Source organism: Mycobacterium sp. OTB74, assembly GCF_029892685.1.
In the GTDB taxonomy this organism is placed as follows: domain Bacteria; phylum Actinomycetota; class Actinomycetes; order Mycobacteriales; family Mycobacteriaceae; genus Mycobacterium.
Genome location: NZ_JARXVD010000005.1, coordinates 89,241 through 103,681, shown reverse-complemented (window position 1 = coordinate 103,681; position 14,441 = coordinate 89,241). Strand labels below are relative to the sequence as shown.

Annotated in this window: 14 protein-coding genes and 1 tRNA gene; 9 read left to right on the top strand and 6 right to left on the bottom strand. The window is 65.2% G+C overall.

All coding sequences use genetic code 11. The features are described 5' to 3' along the window. Positions 1–59: 59 nt before the first annotated feature. Positions 60–1,637 (bottom strand): DUF3662 and FHA domain-containing protein, encoded by a 1,578-nt coding sequence (locus M2432_RS09795; protein ID WP_280826603.1) that lies wholly within the window; start codon positions 1,635–1,637, stop codon positions 60–62. A 217-nt stretch (positions 1,638–1,854) separates the two neighbouring features. Between M2432_RS09795 and M2432_RS09790 the strand changes: the two genes are divergently transcribed. Beyond that, a tRNA-Leu gene (locus M2432_RS09790) sits at positions 1,855–1,937 on the top strand. A 588-nt stretch (positions 1,938–2,525) separates the two neighbouring features. On the opposite strand, the gene M2432_RS09785 is transcribed toward M2432_RS09790, so the two are convergent. Next, entirely contained in the window at positions 2,526–2,834 is a 309-nt protein-coding gene (locus M2432_RS09785; RefSeq protein ID WP_280826602.1) for a hypothetical protein, read from the bottom strand. 265 nt (positions 2,835–3,099) lie between these two features. Here M2432_RS09785 and M2432_RS09780 point away from each other — a divergent pair, with 265 nt between their 5' ends. Together M2432_RS09780 and M2432_RS09775 are read left to right on the top strand one after the other, a co-directional pair. After that, entirely contained in the window at positions 3,100–3,699 is a 600-nt protein-coding gene (locus M2432_RS09780) for a TetR/AcrR family transcriptional regulator (RefSeq protein WP_280826720.1), read from the top strand. Between the two features lie 163 nt (positions 3,700–3,862). Further along, a complete protein-coding gene (locus M2432_RS09775) occupies positions 3,863–4,387 on the top strand; it encodes a nuclear transport factor 2 family protein (RefSeq protein WP_280826601.1) in 525 nt (174 codons plus the stop codon). Positions 4,388–4,515: 128 nt separating this feature from the next. Here the strand turns inward: M2432_RS09775 and M2432_RS09770 are convergent, their stop codons facing one another. Further along, the gene (locus M2432_RS09770) at positions 4,516–5,793 is read right to left on the bottom strand and encodes a trypsin-like peptidase domain-containing protein (RefSeq protein ID WP_280826719.1); all 1,278 of its coding nucleotides are present in this window, start codon (positions 5,791–5,793) and stop codon (positions 4,516–4,518) included. A gap of 507 nt (positions 5,794–6,300) precedes the next feature. On the opposite strand from M2432_RS09770, the gene M2432_RS09765 reads away from it, so the two are divergent. From M2432_RS09765 to M2432_RS09750, 4 genes are all read left to right on the top strand, one after another. Next, positions 6,301–8,007: a metallophosphoesterase gene (locus tag M2432_RS09765; protein WP_280826600.1), complete on the top strand. Its 1,707-nt coding sequence runs from the start codon at positions 6,301–6,303 to the stop codon at positions 8,005–8,007. A 29-nt stretch (positions 8,008–8,036) separates the two neighbouring features. Further along, positions 8,037–8,663 carry a helix-turn-helix domain-containing protein gene (locus M2432_RS09760; protein WP_280826599.1) on the top strand — a complete coding sequence of 209 codons (627 nt, stop codon included), beginning with the start codon at positions 8,037–8,039 and terminating at the stop codon, positions 8,661–8,663. Next, the gene (locus M2432_RS09755; protein ID WP_280826598.1) at positions 8,660–9,313 is read left to right on the top strand and encodes an enoyl-CoA hydratase/isomerase family protein; all 654 of its coding nucleotides are present in this window, start codon (positions 8,660–8,662) and stop codon (positions 9,311–9,313) included. Before M2432_RS09760 ends, M2432_RS09755 begins: the two co-directional genes overlap by 4 nt. Positions 9,314–9,374: 61 nt before the next feature. Then, complete coding sequence (locus tag M2432_RS09750) at positions 9,375–9,881, top strand: PPOX class F420-dependent oxidoreductase (protein ID WP_280826597.1); 507 nt, start codon at positions 9,375–9,377, stop codon at positions 9,879–9,881. A gap of 49 nt (positions 9,882–9,930) precedes the next feature. Here the strand turns inward: M2432_RS09750 and M2432_RS09745 are convergent, their stop codons facing one another. Beyond that, positions 9,931–10,233 (bottom strand): GNAT family N-acetyltransferase, encoded by a 303-nt coding sequence (locus tag M2432_RS09745; protein ID WP_280826596.1) that lies wholly within the window; start codon positions 10,231–10,233, stop codon positions 9,931–9,933. Positions 10,234–10,326: 93 nt separating this feature from the next. Beyond that, positions 10,327–10,623 (bottom strand): WhiB family transcriptional regulator, encoded by a 297-nt coding sequence (locus M2432_RS09740; protein ID WP_280826595.1) that lies wholly within the window; start codon positions 10,621–10,623, stop codon positions 10,327–10,329. 414 nt (positions 10,624–11,037) lie between these two features. On the opposite strand from M2432_RS09740, the gene M2432_RS09735 reads away from it, so the two are divergent. Further along, positions 11,038–11,742, top strand: a complete 705-nt coding sequence (locus M2432_RS09735; protein WP_280826718.1) for a transcriptional regulator — start codon at positions 11,038–11,040, stop codon at positions 11,740–11,742. A gap of 18 nt (positions 11,743–11,760) precedes the next feature. On the opposite strand, the gene M2432_RS09730 is transcribed toward M2432_RS09735, so the two are convergent. Next, positions 11,761–13,056: a MinD/ParA family protein gene (locus M2432_RS09730; protein WP_280826594.1), complete on the bottom strand. Its 1,296-nt coding sequence runs from the start codon at positions 13,054–13,056 to the stop codon at positions 11,761–11,763. Positions 13,057–13,581: 525 nt separating this feature from the next. Between M2432_RS09730 and M2432_RS09725 the strand changes: the two genes are divergently transcribed. Beyond that, positions 13,582–14,433, top strand: coding sequence for an ESX secretion-associated protein EspG (locus M2432_RS09725; protein ID WP_280826717.1), 852 nt, complete (start codon positions 13,582–13,584; stop codon positions 14,431–14,433). Positions 14,434–14,441: the final 8 nt, after the last annotated feature.

The window sequence follows — 14,441 nt, the reverse complement described above, 5'->3', positions numbered from 1 at the left end:
GATACTTGGGAGGTCGCCCGCCGGTGCGCAGTTCGCACCGGCGGCGACGGATACCGCCCTCAGTGAACGCGAACGACGATCTCGGAGTGGCCCACCCGGATGACATCGCCGTCCGCCAGCTGCCATTCCTGGACCGGCGCGTTGTTGACGGTGGTGCCGTTGGTCGAATTCAGATCCGACAGCAGCGCGACGTGACCATCCCAGCGGATTTCCAGGTGCCGGCGGGAGACGCCGGTGTCGGGCAGCCGGAACTGTGCGTCCTGACCGCGGCCGATGACGTTTGCGCCCTCCCGCAGCTGGTACGTGCGGCCGCTGCCGTCATCGAGCTGAAGGGTGACGTTGGCACCGCCGCCGAACCCGCCGGCGTAGCCGCCGCCCTGCTGGCCGTAATCGGGCTCGCTGTAGCCGGCGCCTGCGCCGTAGCCCGCGCTCTGGCCGCCGGCGTAACCCTGTTCGCCGTAGCCACCCTGGCCGTAGCCACCCTGTTCAGGCTGGCCATAGCCGCCCTGCTGGGGCTGGGCGTAGCTCTGCTCACCGTAGCCACCCTGGCCGTAGCCACCTTGCTGACCGCCGTAGCCGCCCTGCTCGCCGGGATGTCCGTAACCGCCCTGCTCAGGCTGGCTGTAGCCGCCCTGGCCGTAGCCACCTTGCTGACCGCCGTAGCCGCCCTGGCCGTAGCCGCCCTGTTCAGGCTGGCCGTAGCCACCGCCCTGACCGTAACCGCCCTGCGGGCCGGCCTGGTGTCCGCCGTATCCGCCCTGGTCGTGCTGGCCGTAGCCCGGGCCGCCGTAGCCACCTTGGTCGGCCTGCCCGGGGTATCCGCCCTGCGGGCCGGCCTGGTGTCCGCCGTATCCGCCCTGGTCGGGAGGGGCTTGGTGGCCGCCGTAGCCACCCTGCTCGCCGCCCTGCGGACCGTAGCCACCCTGAGGACCCAGCGGAGGCGGTCCGGGAGGGCCACCCTGCGGGCCGCCGTAGCCGCCACCTTGTCCGTAGCCTGCGGGACCGGCGCCGTAGCCGGCCTGATCGCCATATCCGGCTTGCGGGCTGGCGCCGTGTCCAGCTGGGCCGCCCTGGCCGTATCCGCCCTGATCTTGATGCTGGCCGCGCGGTTCCTCGGACTGGCGCCCGTATTCGTTGTACTCATCACCGGGCTGGCCCTGTCCCTGGCCACCACGGTAGGTCGGGTTGTCACTCATCCTTAGTGCTCCTGGTTCTGCAGTGTGCGCGCGGTCGCTGAGTGCCGGTCTTGCAGGACCAGCGGTCGAGTCGGGATTGACCACGCCGTGGGCGCGGAACTGGCCGGTGTGTAAGCCCGGCGACGGCTCAAACCTGACGACCACCTCACCATACGTTTGCCAACCTTGCTCATGGATAAATCCCTCCAGGTGTCTTGCAAAAGCACTGGGCGTGAGGTCAGGGTCGGCATTCACCTTCTCAAAATCGGTGCCGCCGAGCGTAATGACGTATTCGTTCGGTGCCAAAATACGGCCACCGCCGACTTCGCGCGCACCGGACTGAGCCTCGCGTTGAAGTGCGGCTTCGACTTCCGGCGGCGCGATGGAACCGCCGAAGACGCGGGCAAAGGCGTCACCGACCGTCGTCTCGAGCTTGCGCTCGAATCGGTCGACCAAACCCATATACCGTCTGCCTCACTGCTATCGAAGGTTCATGGTGCGCGGTGCGCGTGTTGATCCGATAACACCACTGTTACGCATGGTATCGGGCAGGGGTGCGGTTGCGGGACCAACAGAATTCTGAGAATTGAATAGGCCCAGGTCAGACCATCGCCAATGCCGGTGACTAGGGCGTTTGGAATCGGAGGCGGGTGTAGTGATACGCTCTCCCGGTCATTCAGGGCGAGTGGCGGAATGGCAGACGCGCTGGCTTCAGGTGCCAGTGTCCTTCGGGACGTGGGGGTTCAAGTCCCCCTTCGCCCACAGCAGAGCGGTTCTATAAACCGCGGACGTAAAGGTCACGAACTCAGTCGAGTTCGTGACCTTTGTGTTTATGGCGAAGACGCTGTGACGTGGCGGATTTGGGCCGGCGAGGAATTTCGGCGCATGCGCCCGCAGAATGAAGCCAACCGTCCCGTCGCGATCGTTCTCAGATTCACGCTGGTTGGTCGCCGCAGTCGGCGATCCACAAGGATTACTGGCGGCCTCACCGTCTACCGGGTATTAGCGGTCGAATGCGTCTACTGGCGATCATTGTCGAATGCACGGGGATCATCAGCTTTTGCGAACAAATAGTCGGCTATCGCAGCGCTGCACTTACGAAATGCCAATGGCAGCAGCGCAGCCGAAGTCTGATCTTGGCCGGTCGGATGGCCCAGTTGCACCGACGAAAGTCGATGCGACTGCGGCAATTGCCAACCTCTACCGGGCAAACACGTAGCGTCTCGTCAGCGACGCTAGCACAAGATTAAGGAACATAAGACAAAAGTAAGTAAATACTAAGGCTCTGTGTGGGTGGTCGTGATCAGTGAAGTCCGCGGACAGGGCGGGATCAGCCCGTGCACGTGGCCGCTAATGACCAGCCTTGATCTTCGGAGCCGCGAACGGAATGGCGGGAGTCGTCCCGGGCATCGATGGCATCTCCTCGGTCGGGCTGATGGTGGTGGCGCCCAACCGCATCTCGGGTTCGGTCGGCTGCACGATCGAACCGCCCCCCCCGCCGCCGCCGTGGCTGGGGCGTGCGAGCAGTTGCGCAGAGTCGGGTGTCCCGGTACTTACCAGAGCGGCTACCACGAGTGCGACTGCCGCGCTCCCGCCGACCATGGCGGCGGCCGACTTTCTGAGTCGCGCGGGAACAAAGCGGTGCGAGTTGAGTGCCATGTCGTGCCTTCTATCGGTAGCCGGTTGCCCTCTGCGACGTCGTCTCCGACTGCGACGCGGGGTGTACCGGCCTCATCGCCGAGTGGCATTGGAGATGAGCCTGACAATTGTTCGCTGAGAAATCGCAAAGAGGACGACAGCCGATCCCTCCGTGGCGCATGTGCCACGGACAATGCGCCGTATCCGCGCTGGACCCGGCTCGATACTGGCTAGGCTGAGGCCCGTGAGGACGAGCCCCGCAACTGGCAAAACCGGAACCAAAGGGGTGCCACGGGGTGAACGTGAGGAGCTGATCGTCGACGCTGCCATCGACGAGTTCAGAAGGGTGACATACGCAGGTACATCCCTGGCAGCTATCGCCGCAAACGCCGGTGTGTCGAAGACTTTGATCATCAGCTACTTCGGGTCCAAAGAAGCGGTCTACATCGCGTGCGTTCAACGCCTCGGACTGCAGATAGCCGATGCCGTGACCAATGCACTGAACACGTCGGACTACCTCGCCGGTACCGGAGCGGCGAGTGGTGAGCCCGTGCTGGCCGCCATCTTCACGACGTTCGAAGGACGTCCTGGCGACTGGCATGTTCTTTTTGATCGATCGGTCCCTCATGGGCCGGCGCGAGAGGCTGCGCGCCAACAGCGGACGGTGCTGAGGGGACAGACGTTCGCCGGTGTGTCGCGGGCGCTTGGACCGATCGGTCTCACGGACCAGTCCGATCTCGGTGCGGCCACCGTGGTGTGGGAACACACGGTGTCGGGACTGATGTTGTGGTGGCGGCAGCACCCGGCAGAGTCCGCCGCGTCGATGGTTGCCCGGACCCACCGCATCCTGGCGGCCATGGCGGGCCGTATGTCAGACCTCGTTTAGGGCGTTGCGCTGGGCGCGTTGACTGTGTTGGGGCACTTGCGATTTTTGTGCCAAGCCAGTTGACGGACTCACGGTGCCGATCAGAGCACGCACGACATCGTTCGCCTCCCGCGCGTCGGGACGGCCGATGATCGCACTGCCGTTCGGTGCCATCATGCGAACCATGACCCAGTCCGATTCCGAGTTGACGCTGAGCGCTGCGGAACAGCTCCTGGCTATCGAAGCAATCAAAAACGTATTCGCGGGACGACTTCGGTGCATGGACACCAAAGACTGGGATCACTACGGCGACTTCCACACGGAGGACGTCGTCAGCGATTCCTGGCGCGGGCTGCCCGGCGAGAATCGACCCGTCACCGGTAGCGACAACGTGGTCGTCGGCAGGGAACGCCTGGCCGCAGCCATTCGGTCATTACTGGACGGGGCGGTGTCGATCACTTCGGTGCATCACGGCCATACTCCACAGATCGAGCTGACCTCAGATACCACCGCGCAGGGCGTGTGGGCCATGGAGGACCACCTGTGGTGGACCAACGGCGATCACGAAGAACACCTCCACGGTTATGGGCACTATCACGAGGAGTACCGCTGCGTTGACGGCCGTTGGTTGATCAGCAAGCGGACACTGACCCGGCTGCGGGTCGACACGACGCCGGGCTTCTACTCCCACCTGACCGGCCGCTTGTAGGCGCCAGCGTGAGGGGTATGCAAAATGGTGAATCTGCGTGCCCTGCCCTTACATTCGTGAGCTTTGTCAAAGACAAACCCCGCCAACCGAAAACGGTTGGCGGGGTTTGTTGCAACCTCAAGCGAAAACTAGGACTGCGGTGCCTGTCCCAGCGTCACCTGCACTGTGTGCGAGGTGCCTGACGCATCGTTGTAGGTCACCGCGACGTTGTCGCCAGGCGACTTGGACCGCACCGCCGCGACCAGCGCGTCGGGGCCGTCGATCACATGGTCGTCCACCTTGGTGATCACCGCGCCCTTGGGCAGGCCGGCTGCCGCAGCCGCACTGCCGTCAGCCACCGCCGCAACGGCAGCGCCGTTGGCCTTGCTGTTCGCGGCCAGCTGCACGCCCAGCGAAGCGTGCTGGACAGTGCCGCCCGCAATCAACTGATCAGCAATGCGCTTGGCCTGATCCACCGGAATCGCAAAGCCCAGGCCGATGGACCCGCTCTGTGCGCCCTGCGAGTCCTGTCCCAGCGAGGCGATCGCGGAGTTCACCCCGATCAACTTCCCGTCCATGTCCACCAGCGCGCCCCCGGAGTTGCCCGGGTTGATCGCCGCGTCGGTCTGGATGGCGCTCATCACCGAATGCTGACCGGTGTCGCCGTCGCCGGTGGAGACCGGACGGTCCAACGCGCTGACGATGCCGGTGGTCACGGTGCCCTGCAGGCCCAGCGGCGACCCGATGGCCACCACGTTCTGCCCGACCTTCAGGTCCTTGGACGACCCGATCGCGATCGGAGTCAGCCCAGAAACGTTCTGCGCCTTGACCACTGCGATGTCGTCATCCGGGTCGGTACCGACCACAGTGAACGGCACGGATCGCCCGTCGGACATGGTGACCGTTGCGTCCACGGCGGAGCGGGCCCGAGCCGACGGCGCGGTGGACGGTCCGTCGTAGGGATCCTGAGAGTCAGACCCGTCACCCGGGAGAAGCCCCGGTGGCAGGTCGGGCATCTGGCCGCCCGGGAACATGCCCCGCGGGAGCTTGGGCACCTGTCCGTCCGGAGCGCTGGCCTGTGGGGCCTGACGTCCGGATCCTTGAGCAGCAGCCGCGACAACGTGGTTATTGGTGAGGATCAGCCCATCCGGGCTCAACACGATGCCGGAGCCCTCTTCGCTGCCCTGCCCGGTCTTGATTTGCAGCTTCACCACGCTGGGCAGAACCTTTGCCGATACCTGCTCCACCGAACCGACCGGTGCTGCGATGCTCGGCTGGGTGGGGGCCGATGCCTGCGGATGCTGTTGCATACCCTTCGGCATCGGAAGCTGGGTGGCAGCCGGCTTGTCGACGTGGTCGATGAACGCCATGGTGGCGGCACCGCCGCCGGCAAGCGCGATTGCGGCCACGCCAAATCCGGCGACCATCGCTCGAGACCGCTTGCGCGGCTGGGGGTTCGGCGCAGGGAATTGTCCAGCGGGACCGGCTGCCGGTCCATACGGTTGCTGCTGTGCGAATTCGCCTGTGTTGCCGGGGCGTTGGTAGCGGTCGTGGCTCCACTGGACCAGGTTCTGTTGGTCCGCGGCGTAATTCCGAGACCAGCGATGGTCTTCGCCTGACGGCGGAGTCTCCGGTTGATATCCCATCTGTGTTCCGCTTCTTCTTTCTAGAGATGCCAAGGGGCGTGTGTGGCACACGCTGTGTGTTTTCAGGCTGCCGACGCCGACTGAGGCTTTGCTGAGAATGTGTTCGGTGCTGGCCAAGACTTTGCTCGGCCGATGTCAGGTGGCGCTCATAATCGACTCGGGCGCGACGCGGGTCACACGAATTTGCCGCTGCCGCAGTACCCATCGATCGGTGAAGCTGAGCTGAACATTGCTCGAGGATCGGGAGGTCGGCTCGCGGGATTGGCGGGGCTGGTCCAGCATCGACGGATGGCTGCCGACCGATTGACTGCCGCTGGCGAGATTCCGGATACCGGAATCTCGCCCGCCGTTGCTACCCACTTGACCATGGCTGAGCAGTACGAGTGGCATCGGGCATTTCTGCGGCGGAACCGGGTGACGCGCCGCAACTTCCTGCGCGGGTCGGCGGCCGCTGCGGCAGTGGCGGCGGTGGGGTTGACGCCGTTCGGGCGCCGGGCCTACGCGCAGGATGCGCCGCTGACGGTAGCGAATCGCAATGTCGGATTCGGCGCTGACGCCGCCCGCCAGCTCCGACTCAGCGCACAGCTGTCCCGAAACCCAGCGGATACCAGGGTCTTCGTCGATCATGGGCCGACAGCACAGCTAGGTGCCACGCAGGAGGCCGAGGTGCGCAACCTGCTCACCCAGATCCCGTCCAGCGACGGCGGAGTGTTGGCCGCCGAACAGTTCTACGTCCACCTAGAGGTCGATGACCTGCCCGGCGGCACGCCGCACTTCTACCGCTGGCGCACCGAGGACGGCTTCGTCAGCGATGTCCGGTCGGCGGCGACGGCAATGCCGAGCACGCGAAACACCTTGGCGCCGTTTCGGTTCACCATGATGGGCGATCAAGGCACCGACGAAACACCGACGCAGCCCCATGGGGTGAAGCGTGGCGATTACGACGACAGTGGTTACAGCCTCGATAACGACCCGCACGTGCCACACACCGCCAACGTGCTCAACCAGATCGTTGCGGCTCGCCCGGCCTTCCATCTGTTGGCCGGTGACATCGCTTACGCTGATCCGAACGGAACCGGTAGCCCGCCGGCATACGTCTCGAAGGGCAAGGTGGCAAAGGGATTCGACAAGTACAACCCGTACGTCTGGGACGTCTACCTGCGCTCGATCGAGCCCAGTGCGGCCGATACGCCGTGGATGTTCGCTACCGGTAACCACGACATGGAGGCGGCCTACCCCACTCACGGCTACGGAGGACACCTTGCGCGCCTTGGCTTTCCGGACAACGGCCCGTCGGCCTGTCCATCGGTGTATTCGTTCAGCTACGGCAACGTGGCGGTGCTTTCGCTGGATGCCAACGACGTGAGCTATGAAATCCGTTCTAATACAGGGTATTCCGGTGGAGCTCAGAACAGTTGGGTGGAACAAACCCTGGCCGGCTATCGGGCCGACCCGAACATCGACTTCATCGTCTGCTTCTTTCACCACTGCGCCTACTCGACCACCGCATCGCATGCCAGCGACGGCGGCGTCAGGGATGCCTGGACTCCCCTATTCGACCGGTACCGTGTCGATCTGGTGTTGCAGGGTCATAACCACGTGTACGAGCGCACCGATCCGATTCGCGCGGGCCGGCCGACGAAAGTCGCAGGCGACAACGGCACCGTCTATCCCGAGACCGATGGCACCGTCTACTACACCGTCGGCAGCGGTGGGCGACCTCGGTACGACTTCCAGCCGGGTGAGCCAGAAAGCTTCCGCGGCAGAGAAGTTCCCGACACCTATGTGCGAAACAGCTTCGTCTGGACACCGGCGGGTGGCAAGCAACCCGAAGGGGTCGCCTGGTCGCGGGTGCGCTTTCGGAACTATGCGTTCATCCGGGTCGATGTGCGCCCGGGTCAACTGATGAGCGAGATGGACGTCACCGCCGTCGACGAGAATGGCCGGGAGTTCGACAAGCTCACCTATCGCCGCGAGGTCAACCGGATTCAATAACCGAGCAATCGCTCTGTTATTGTTCGGGGGTGCCCCGCCCTCGCCTTTACGACCTCGACTCGGTGCTCGACGCCGCCGAGGCCCTTGCCGTCCAAGGCGGGCCCGCCGCAGTGACCACTCGGTCGGTGGCAACCGAGGCAGGCGTGTCCAACGGCGCGATCTACCACCACTTCGGTTCTCGAGCCGACTTGGTCGCACACACCTGGCTGCGGGCAGCGCGCCGATTCCTCGACGTGCAGGCGGAATTGGTCGACGGGTTACTGGCTGACAATAAGGTCGACCCGGTAGAAGCGGTGGTTGCCGCCGCCGATGCCCCGGCCGTCTTCGCCGGTCGGCAGCCGCAGTCGTCGGCACTGCTGTTGCGGGTGCAGCGCGACCACCTGCTCGGGACCGACCTCCCGCCCGACCTCGCCGCGGAAGTGAGTGCGGTGGACCGCACCTTGATCCACTTGATGATCCGCCTTGCGACCGCTCTCTGGGGCCGTCGCGATGGCGCAGCCGTGGATGCCATCACCCTCTGCATCGTCGACCTACCAACATCAATTCTATTGTCCCGCAACAGGATCAACAACCGCTGGGCCCGCGAACGGCTGACCGTCGCGGTTCGGGCGGTGCTCGCCGAGCAACCCACCACGACAAGGAGTACACACCCATGACCGTCACCGTGACCTACCAGGACCAGATCGCCGTTCTGAATCTGGGCGACGACGAAAACCGCTTCTCGCTGGGCTTCTTCGATGAGATCAACAGTGCGCTCGACGACGTGCGGGACAACGCTCAGGGGCTTGTCACCACTGGCTCCGGCAAGTTCTACTCCAATGGACTGGATCTGGACTGGCTGATGGCGCACGGCGACCAGATGCAGTGGTACGTCGGCCAGGTGCACGCCCTGTTCTCTCGGGTGCTCACACTGCCGATGCCGACCGCAGCGGCGATCAACGGTCACGCGTTCGGTGCAGGGGCCATGCTGGCCATGGCCCACGATTACCGGACCATGCGCAGTGATCGCGGATTCTTTTGTTTCCCCGAGGTCGACATCAGAATTCCGTTCACCCCCGGCATGGCCGCATTGATCCAGGCCAAGCTGACCCCGCAGGCCGCCATCGCCTCGATGACCACCGGCCGGCGATTCGGCGGATCCGATGCCGCGCAGTACGGATTGGTGGACGTCGCGGCGGCCGAGGATGCGGTGGCCTCATCGGCCCTCGACCTGGTGCTTCCGGCTGCGGGCAAGGACCCCGGGACGGTCGCAGTGGTCAAGGCCACCATGTTCGGCCAGGTCGTCACGGCGCTGGCTACGCAGTAGGGCGCGCCCAGCAGGCTGCCCCGTCATCGGTGCTCGCACGGGGCCTGATAGGCATAACGGCGTGGGAACCAACGAGCGCAAGAAGATCCAGATGACCGACGACGAGATCGCCGAGTTCATCGATCGCAGCCGCACCGCCACCATGGCCACCGTCTCCCCCAGCGGCAAGCCGCATCTTGTGGCCATGTGGTACGCCCTGATTGACGGTGAGATTTGGTTCGAGACCAAAGCCAAGTCTCAGAAGGCGGTCAACCTGCGCCGAGACCCGACCCTGACGGTGATGATCGAGGACGGCGACACGTACGGCACGCTGCGCGGGGTGTCCATCGACAGCCGGGCTGAGATCGTCGACGACGACCCCGAGCTGCTGAGGCGCGTCGGCATCAGTGTGTGGGAGCGCTACACCGGTCCCTACACCGAGGATCTGCTTCCGTTCGTCGACCAGATGATGAACAACCGAATCGCGGTACGGGTGGTGCCGACCCGTACGCGCAGCTGGGATCACCGCAAGCTGGGCATGCCGGACATGCCGGTGAGCGGGTCGACCGCTCAATACCTCAACAAGTGATGTCGACGCGCTCCATCACGCACAGTGAGACGGAGCGCGCACACCTCGCTCAGGCCGGATCGACCAGTGGTTCGTATTCGGGATGTTTTGCGATGTAGCCGCTCACCATGGAGCAGGCCGGGACGATACGTAGTCCGGCGGCGCGGGTGGTGGACAACGCTTCGGCAACCAAAATCGTTGCCAGACCACGGCCTTCGTAGGCCGGGAGAACTTCTGTGTGCGGGAAAACCCGCTGACCGTCGCGGTCCGTGTAGTCCATCACGCCGACGGTCTTGCCTTCGACGGCGATGGTGAAACGTCCGGATTCGGCGCTGACGCTGGTGGCTGCGCCGGTCTTGTCGGTAGTGCTCACCTTGTCACCGTAGTCCGGTTGATGAGCTCGGTTGACTGTTGAAAGCTGCCCGCGCTGCCGTCCCCTCGATCGGCAGCGCGGGCAGCGGGCGAATCAAGCGACTTCGAGAAACAGCCGGCGCTGCTGGCGGACCGGATAGCCGTTCTGCTCGGCCAATGACCGGAGCTGTTTGAACGCATGGGTCCGGCCGCGGCCCTCTTCGGCGGGAATGACGATGCCGGCCCACAGCCCCTCGGCGCGGGGCAGTTCAACGGCGTCGCGCGCACAGGCCCAGCGGCGCGGGCATTGCCGGCAGAGGCTCTTGGCTTCTGCATCGGGCATGGTCGTCCACTGGTCGGGGTTCTTGGTGCACTCGCCGAGTGGCAGGCCGTCCATGGCAATTGCGGTCATCGGGGGTACTCCTTTGTGCTTTCCGCTGCGCTTGTTCCGTAGCGATGGAGGAGAATCTATAGCACCACACCGCAGTAATGCAACAGTTAAACCGTAGCGGTGAAGAACCTCGCAGGTGGCCGGGTCGAACCGGGCCTGAAATGATGCCCTGATCTGGTAGCAGACGGTGTTGATGGGGCCCGAAAACCGGTGCCTGCACGGCCTAACTGAAGCGTTGACACCCTTCAGCGACACGGTTCAGAAATGAACAATGCAATGGTTCCGGCCAGGCGGGACGGGCTAGGCTGTATCAAGCAGCGCTTGGTGCTTCAGGTTTCATGTTGAGCGGGTAAATGGCAGGGGGTGACTCCGTTGGCGAGCGTCGACCAGGACGATGTCACCGAATACATCACCCTTCCGGCCGCAGATCCGGGTATGGAACGCGCTGGAGCTGCGGCTGCGGCCCGCCGGCGCGAACTCGATATCAGCCAGCGCAGCCTCGCCGCCGACGGCGTCATCAACGCCGGCGCACTGATCGCCTTCGAAAAGGGTCGGAGCTGGCCGCGCGAAAAGACGCGTGCACGCCTGGAGGAAATCCTGCAGTGGCCACCGGGGGCCATCGCCCGAATCCGTAGCGGTGAGGCGGTGCCGACACAGGCGCCGCCCGCGGTGCAACCCACGCCGGTGCCACCGCCGTTGGCCAGCGCGGGCGAAGTTCCGCTGATCGCGCAGGCGATCGTTGCCGCGGTCAACACTCTCAGCGCCAGGGCGGACGCGCTGCCGGCCGTCGAGGATTCGGAGTTCACCCCTTGGGTCACGCAAATCCTGTCCGATCTGCGTCAGTTCGAAGCGGTAGCAGCCAGCGCAGCCCGGCTGGGCCCGGTCTCAACGCCGCTGATCAAGGCGCTAGGGCTGGTTCGCGGTCGGATCGACGAGCTCACGCTGATGAGCGCAAAGTCGCCCGCGGCCACGCTCGGCCAGCGGCTGTACGCCGCCCGGCGGGGCGCCAACCTGACCATCCAGGAGACGGCGCAGGCTGCGGGAGTCACCGAAGACGTCGTGGTTGGGGCCGAGTCCGAGGTTGCCTTGTCCGCGCAGGACAGGGTGCTCGTCGAGGCCCTCATCGAGCAGCTGGCCTGACTCGCGGTGCCGCACTGCTCAGCGCGGCTCGTACCTCGGTGGTTGATCCTCCTGCGGCCGAAAGCGCTCTCGATGCCGGTCGTCGCTTTTCGGGAAGTTCGACGCCAGCGCCGCGGCGATCTCGACAAACTTGCGCCGCGTCGCAGGCGCCATTTCGGCGGTGCGGTCGATCACGGCGCCGGTACGCAGCCGGTCGTCGAACGGGACCTCGACCACAGCCTGTCCCTGCCCGGAAAACTGTTGCGCCAGAATCGCCCGGGTCCGCTTGTCTGCGTGACCGTCGGAGTCGTTGAGCACCACGACCGTCCGCTGCAGCAGCCCCTTCAGCCCACGTGCGGCCAGCCAGTCCAGGGTCTGTCCGGCGGCCCCGGCCCCGTCGACCCACGGTGAGGACACCACGATCAGGGCATCGAGATCGCGCAGAACCTCCTGAGTCACCGGGCTGTCCATGGTCGAGCTGCAGTCGACGATCGAGATGGTGAAGTGCCGGTCCAGCCGGGTCGCCGCCTCCCGGTAGACCGCCGGATCCAAGACTCTGCGCCGGGCCGGGCTGGCCTCGCCGGCCAGCACGAACAGTCCGGCGGCATTGTTGCCGACGCGGTTGCGAATGTCGGCGAAGGTGTCGAGATGCTGGTCAGCCGCCAGCTCCCAGTACGACCCGAGAGCCTTCGGGTCGACCCGGCTGCCCAGCTTGCCGAACGCCGTGTCGGCATCAATGGCCACGACGCGGTCATCCTGGCGCAGTTCGGCGAACACCGAACCGATCGAGGCGGACACCGTGGTCTTCCCGACCCCGCCCTTGCCCATGACGCCTACCTTGTAGTGGCCGGAAAGCGCGGCCTTGATCCGCTTCTCCAACTCCTCCTCTTGCAGTTCTGCCGCCGACGGACCCAGGTTGACCAGGCCAAATGTGGCTCGCAGCAGGAGGCGGCGCCAACCGCGGCGAGGCTCCGGCTGGCGGGTCCGAATCAGGTCGTCGCGCCGGATTGCGTCCGCATACGACGCGTTCGCCCCGCCGGCGGCCTGGGGTCCGGTGCCGTGCGGCCATGGCCCGGGCGTACGTGCCGGCGGATAGCCGGGTGGCGGCGTATAGCCGGGGCCGGCAGCGGCCGGGCCGGGCTGAGGCGGTCCGGTGCGATGAATCGGTTCGGTGTACTGAACGCCCTGAACGCCGCCGGGGCGAGATGGATTGGGCACCCGCGGCCACGCTGGTGGGGTGTCATCGGGGCGCTCGGTACGGGCGTGCCGTTCGGGCCGCTCCGAGCGCTCGGGTTCGGGCCGATCGTAACGCGGATCGTCGTCGTGATCAGTCACCGCACACGTACTTTCTCCTCGGGTTCACCCAGTCCGATGGCAACCAGTATCAACTACCGCACCTTGAAGCGTCCCGCCGTGCCTGCCGTTGATCGTCGGGCCGATTGATAATTGCTGCGTGGCAAAGAGTTTCGTCCCACGGAGGGCGGATTTGGGCCGATGGTTGCCCAGCGGAATTGGTGCAGGGTGCCTTTATGGCCGCTGGTAGGCTCACTCAGGGTCGTGGGGAGACGCCGTGGGGTCGGGGGCGAACCGGGGTTGACGTCGGTAAACAACGTTGGCTGTCGGGGTTGCCTGCCGGGCGAAACGGAGCCGCTCCAGCCCGCAGGTTGCAGCTGGGGACAGGGACCTGTTCACCACGAGTTTTCAGATCGGGCTGCCGCCTTGTCCTGACCGTATGAAGATATGGTCAGCTACGAAAGCGATGGCCGATGCCCGGCATCGGGAGCAGGGGGTGGATATGCAGAGGCAAACAGCGGCACGGTGTAGCGCGCCCTGGTGTGACCGCACCGTGGTCGGTTGACCATGACCGGACCGTACTCAGCAGCGAGCAGCGCTTCGGGGGGAAGCGACGACGTCGTGGCCATGGAGGTCACCATCGACGGCATGTTGGTCATCGCTGACCAGCTCGGCCTGCTGGACTTCCCGACGTCGCTCGGCATCCGGCCGAACATCCCGCAGCTGGACCTCCGCAAAATAGTGTGGGAGCAGGTCCGGCGGGACCTGACCGCGCAGGGCGTACTCGATGTTCATGGCACGCCGCATCCCGAAGTCGCTGCCATGGTCGACACCATCAGCCGTGCCGATCGCACGCTGGAAGGCCGGTGGTGGCGCCGTGACCTCGGCGGGAAGATGGTGCGCTTTGTGGTGTGCCGCAAAGGCGCACGGCACGTCGTCGCCGCCCGTGACGGGGAAATGCTTGTACTGCAACGCGTCGCACCGCAGGTCGGCCTGGCGGGAATGGTCAACGCCGTACTCGGCACGGCCAACCCGGCCAACGTTGAGCCGCTGACCGCGTCGACCAGCCGGCTGAGCGATGCGCGAACACCCGAGCAACTCACCCAATTCGGCGTCGGGCTGAACTCTGCCCGGACCTATGCCGAACTGATCGGCAACCCCGACTCCTGGGTAGAGATCACCGCCAACGAGCGGCATTCGGGTGGCACCTACACCCAGGCCGATGTCGCGGCCGGTGTCCTGGACTCTCGGCTGGGTCGGATCGTGTCGTTGCCGCGCAAGGTCAGTGGCGAGCTCTACGGAAGCTTCCTGGCCGGCACCGACGAGAACCTGCAACGTGCGCTAGATGGACTGATGGACTTCCTGCCGTCGCGTTCGTGGTTTGACAAAGCCTCCGCTGACGCCGAATACCGGGACTAGAGGGGCGG

Bases quoted from the DNA above. Each gene is read 5' to 3' on its own strand.
- M2432_RS09795 (WP_280826603.1), bottom strand. From the start codon at position 1,637: ATGGGTTTGGTCGACCGATTCGAGCGCAAGCTCGAGACGACGGTCGGT.
- M2432_RS09785 (WP_280826602.1), bottom strand. From the start codon at position 2,834: ATGGCACTCAACTCGCACCGCTTTGTTCCCGCGCGACTCAGAAAGTCG.
- M2432_RS09775 (WP_280826601.1), top strand. From the start codon at position 3,863: ATGACCCAGTCCGATTCCGAGTTGACGCTGAGCGCTGCGGAACAGCTC.
- M2432_RS09770 (WP_280826719.1), bottom strand. From the start codon at position 5,793: ATGGTCGCCGGATTTGGCGTGGCCGCAATCGCGCTTGCCGGCGGCGGT.
- M2432_RS09765 (WP_280826600.1), top strand. From the start codon at position 6,301: ATGGCTGCCGACCGATTGACTGCCGCTGGCGAGATTCCGGATACCGGA.
- M2432_RS09755 (WP_280826598.1), top strand. From the start codon at position 8,660: ATGACCGTCACCGTGACCTACCAGGACCAGATCGCCGTTCTGAATCTG.
- M2432_RS09740 (WP_280826595.1), bottom strand. From the start codon at position 10,623: ATGACCGCAATTGCCATGGACGGCCTGCCACTCGGCGAGTGCACCAAG.
- M2432_RS09735 (WP_280826718.1), top strand. From the start codon at position 11,038: ATGGAACGCGCTGGAGCTGCGGCTGCGGCCCGCCGGCGCGAACTCGAT.
- M2432_RS09725 (WP_280826717.1), top strand. From the start codon at position 13,582: ATGACCGGACCGTACTCAGCAGCGAGCAGCGCTTCGGGGGGAAGCGAC.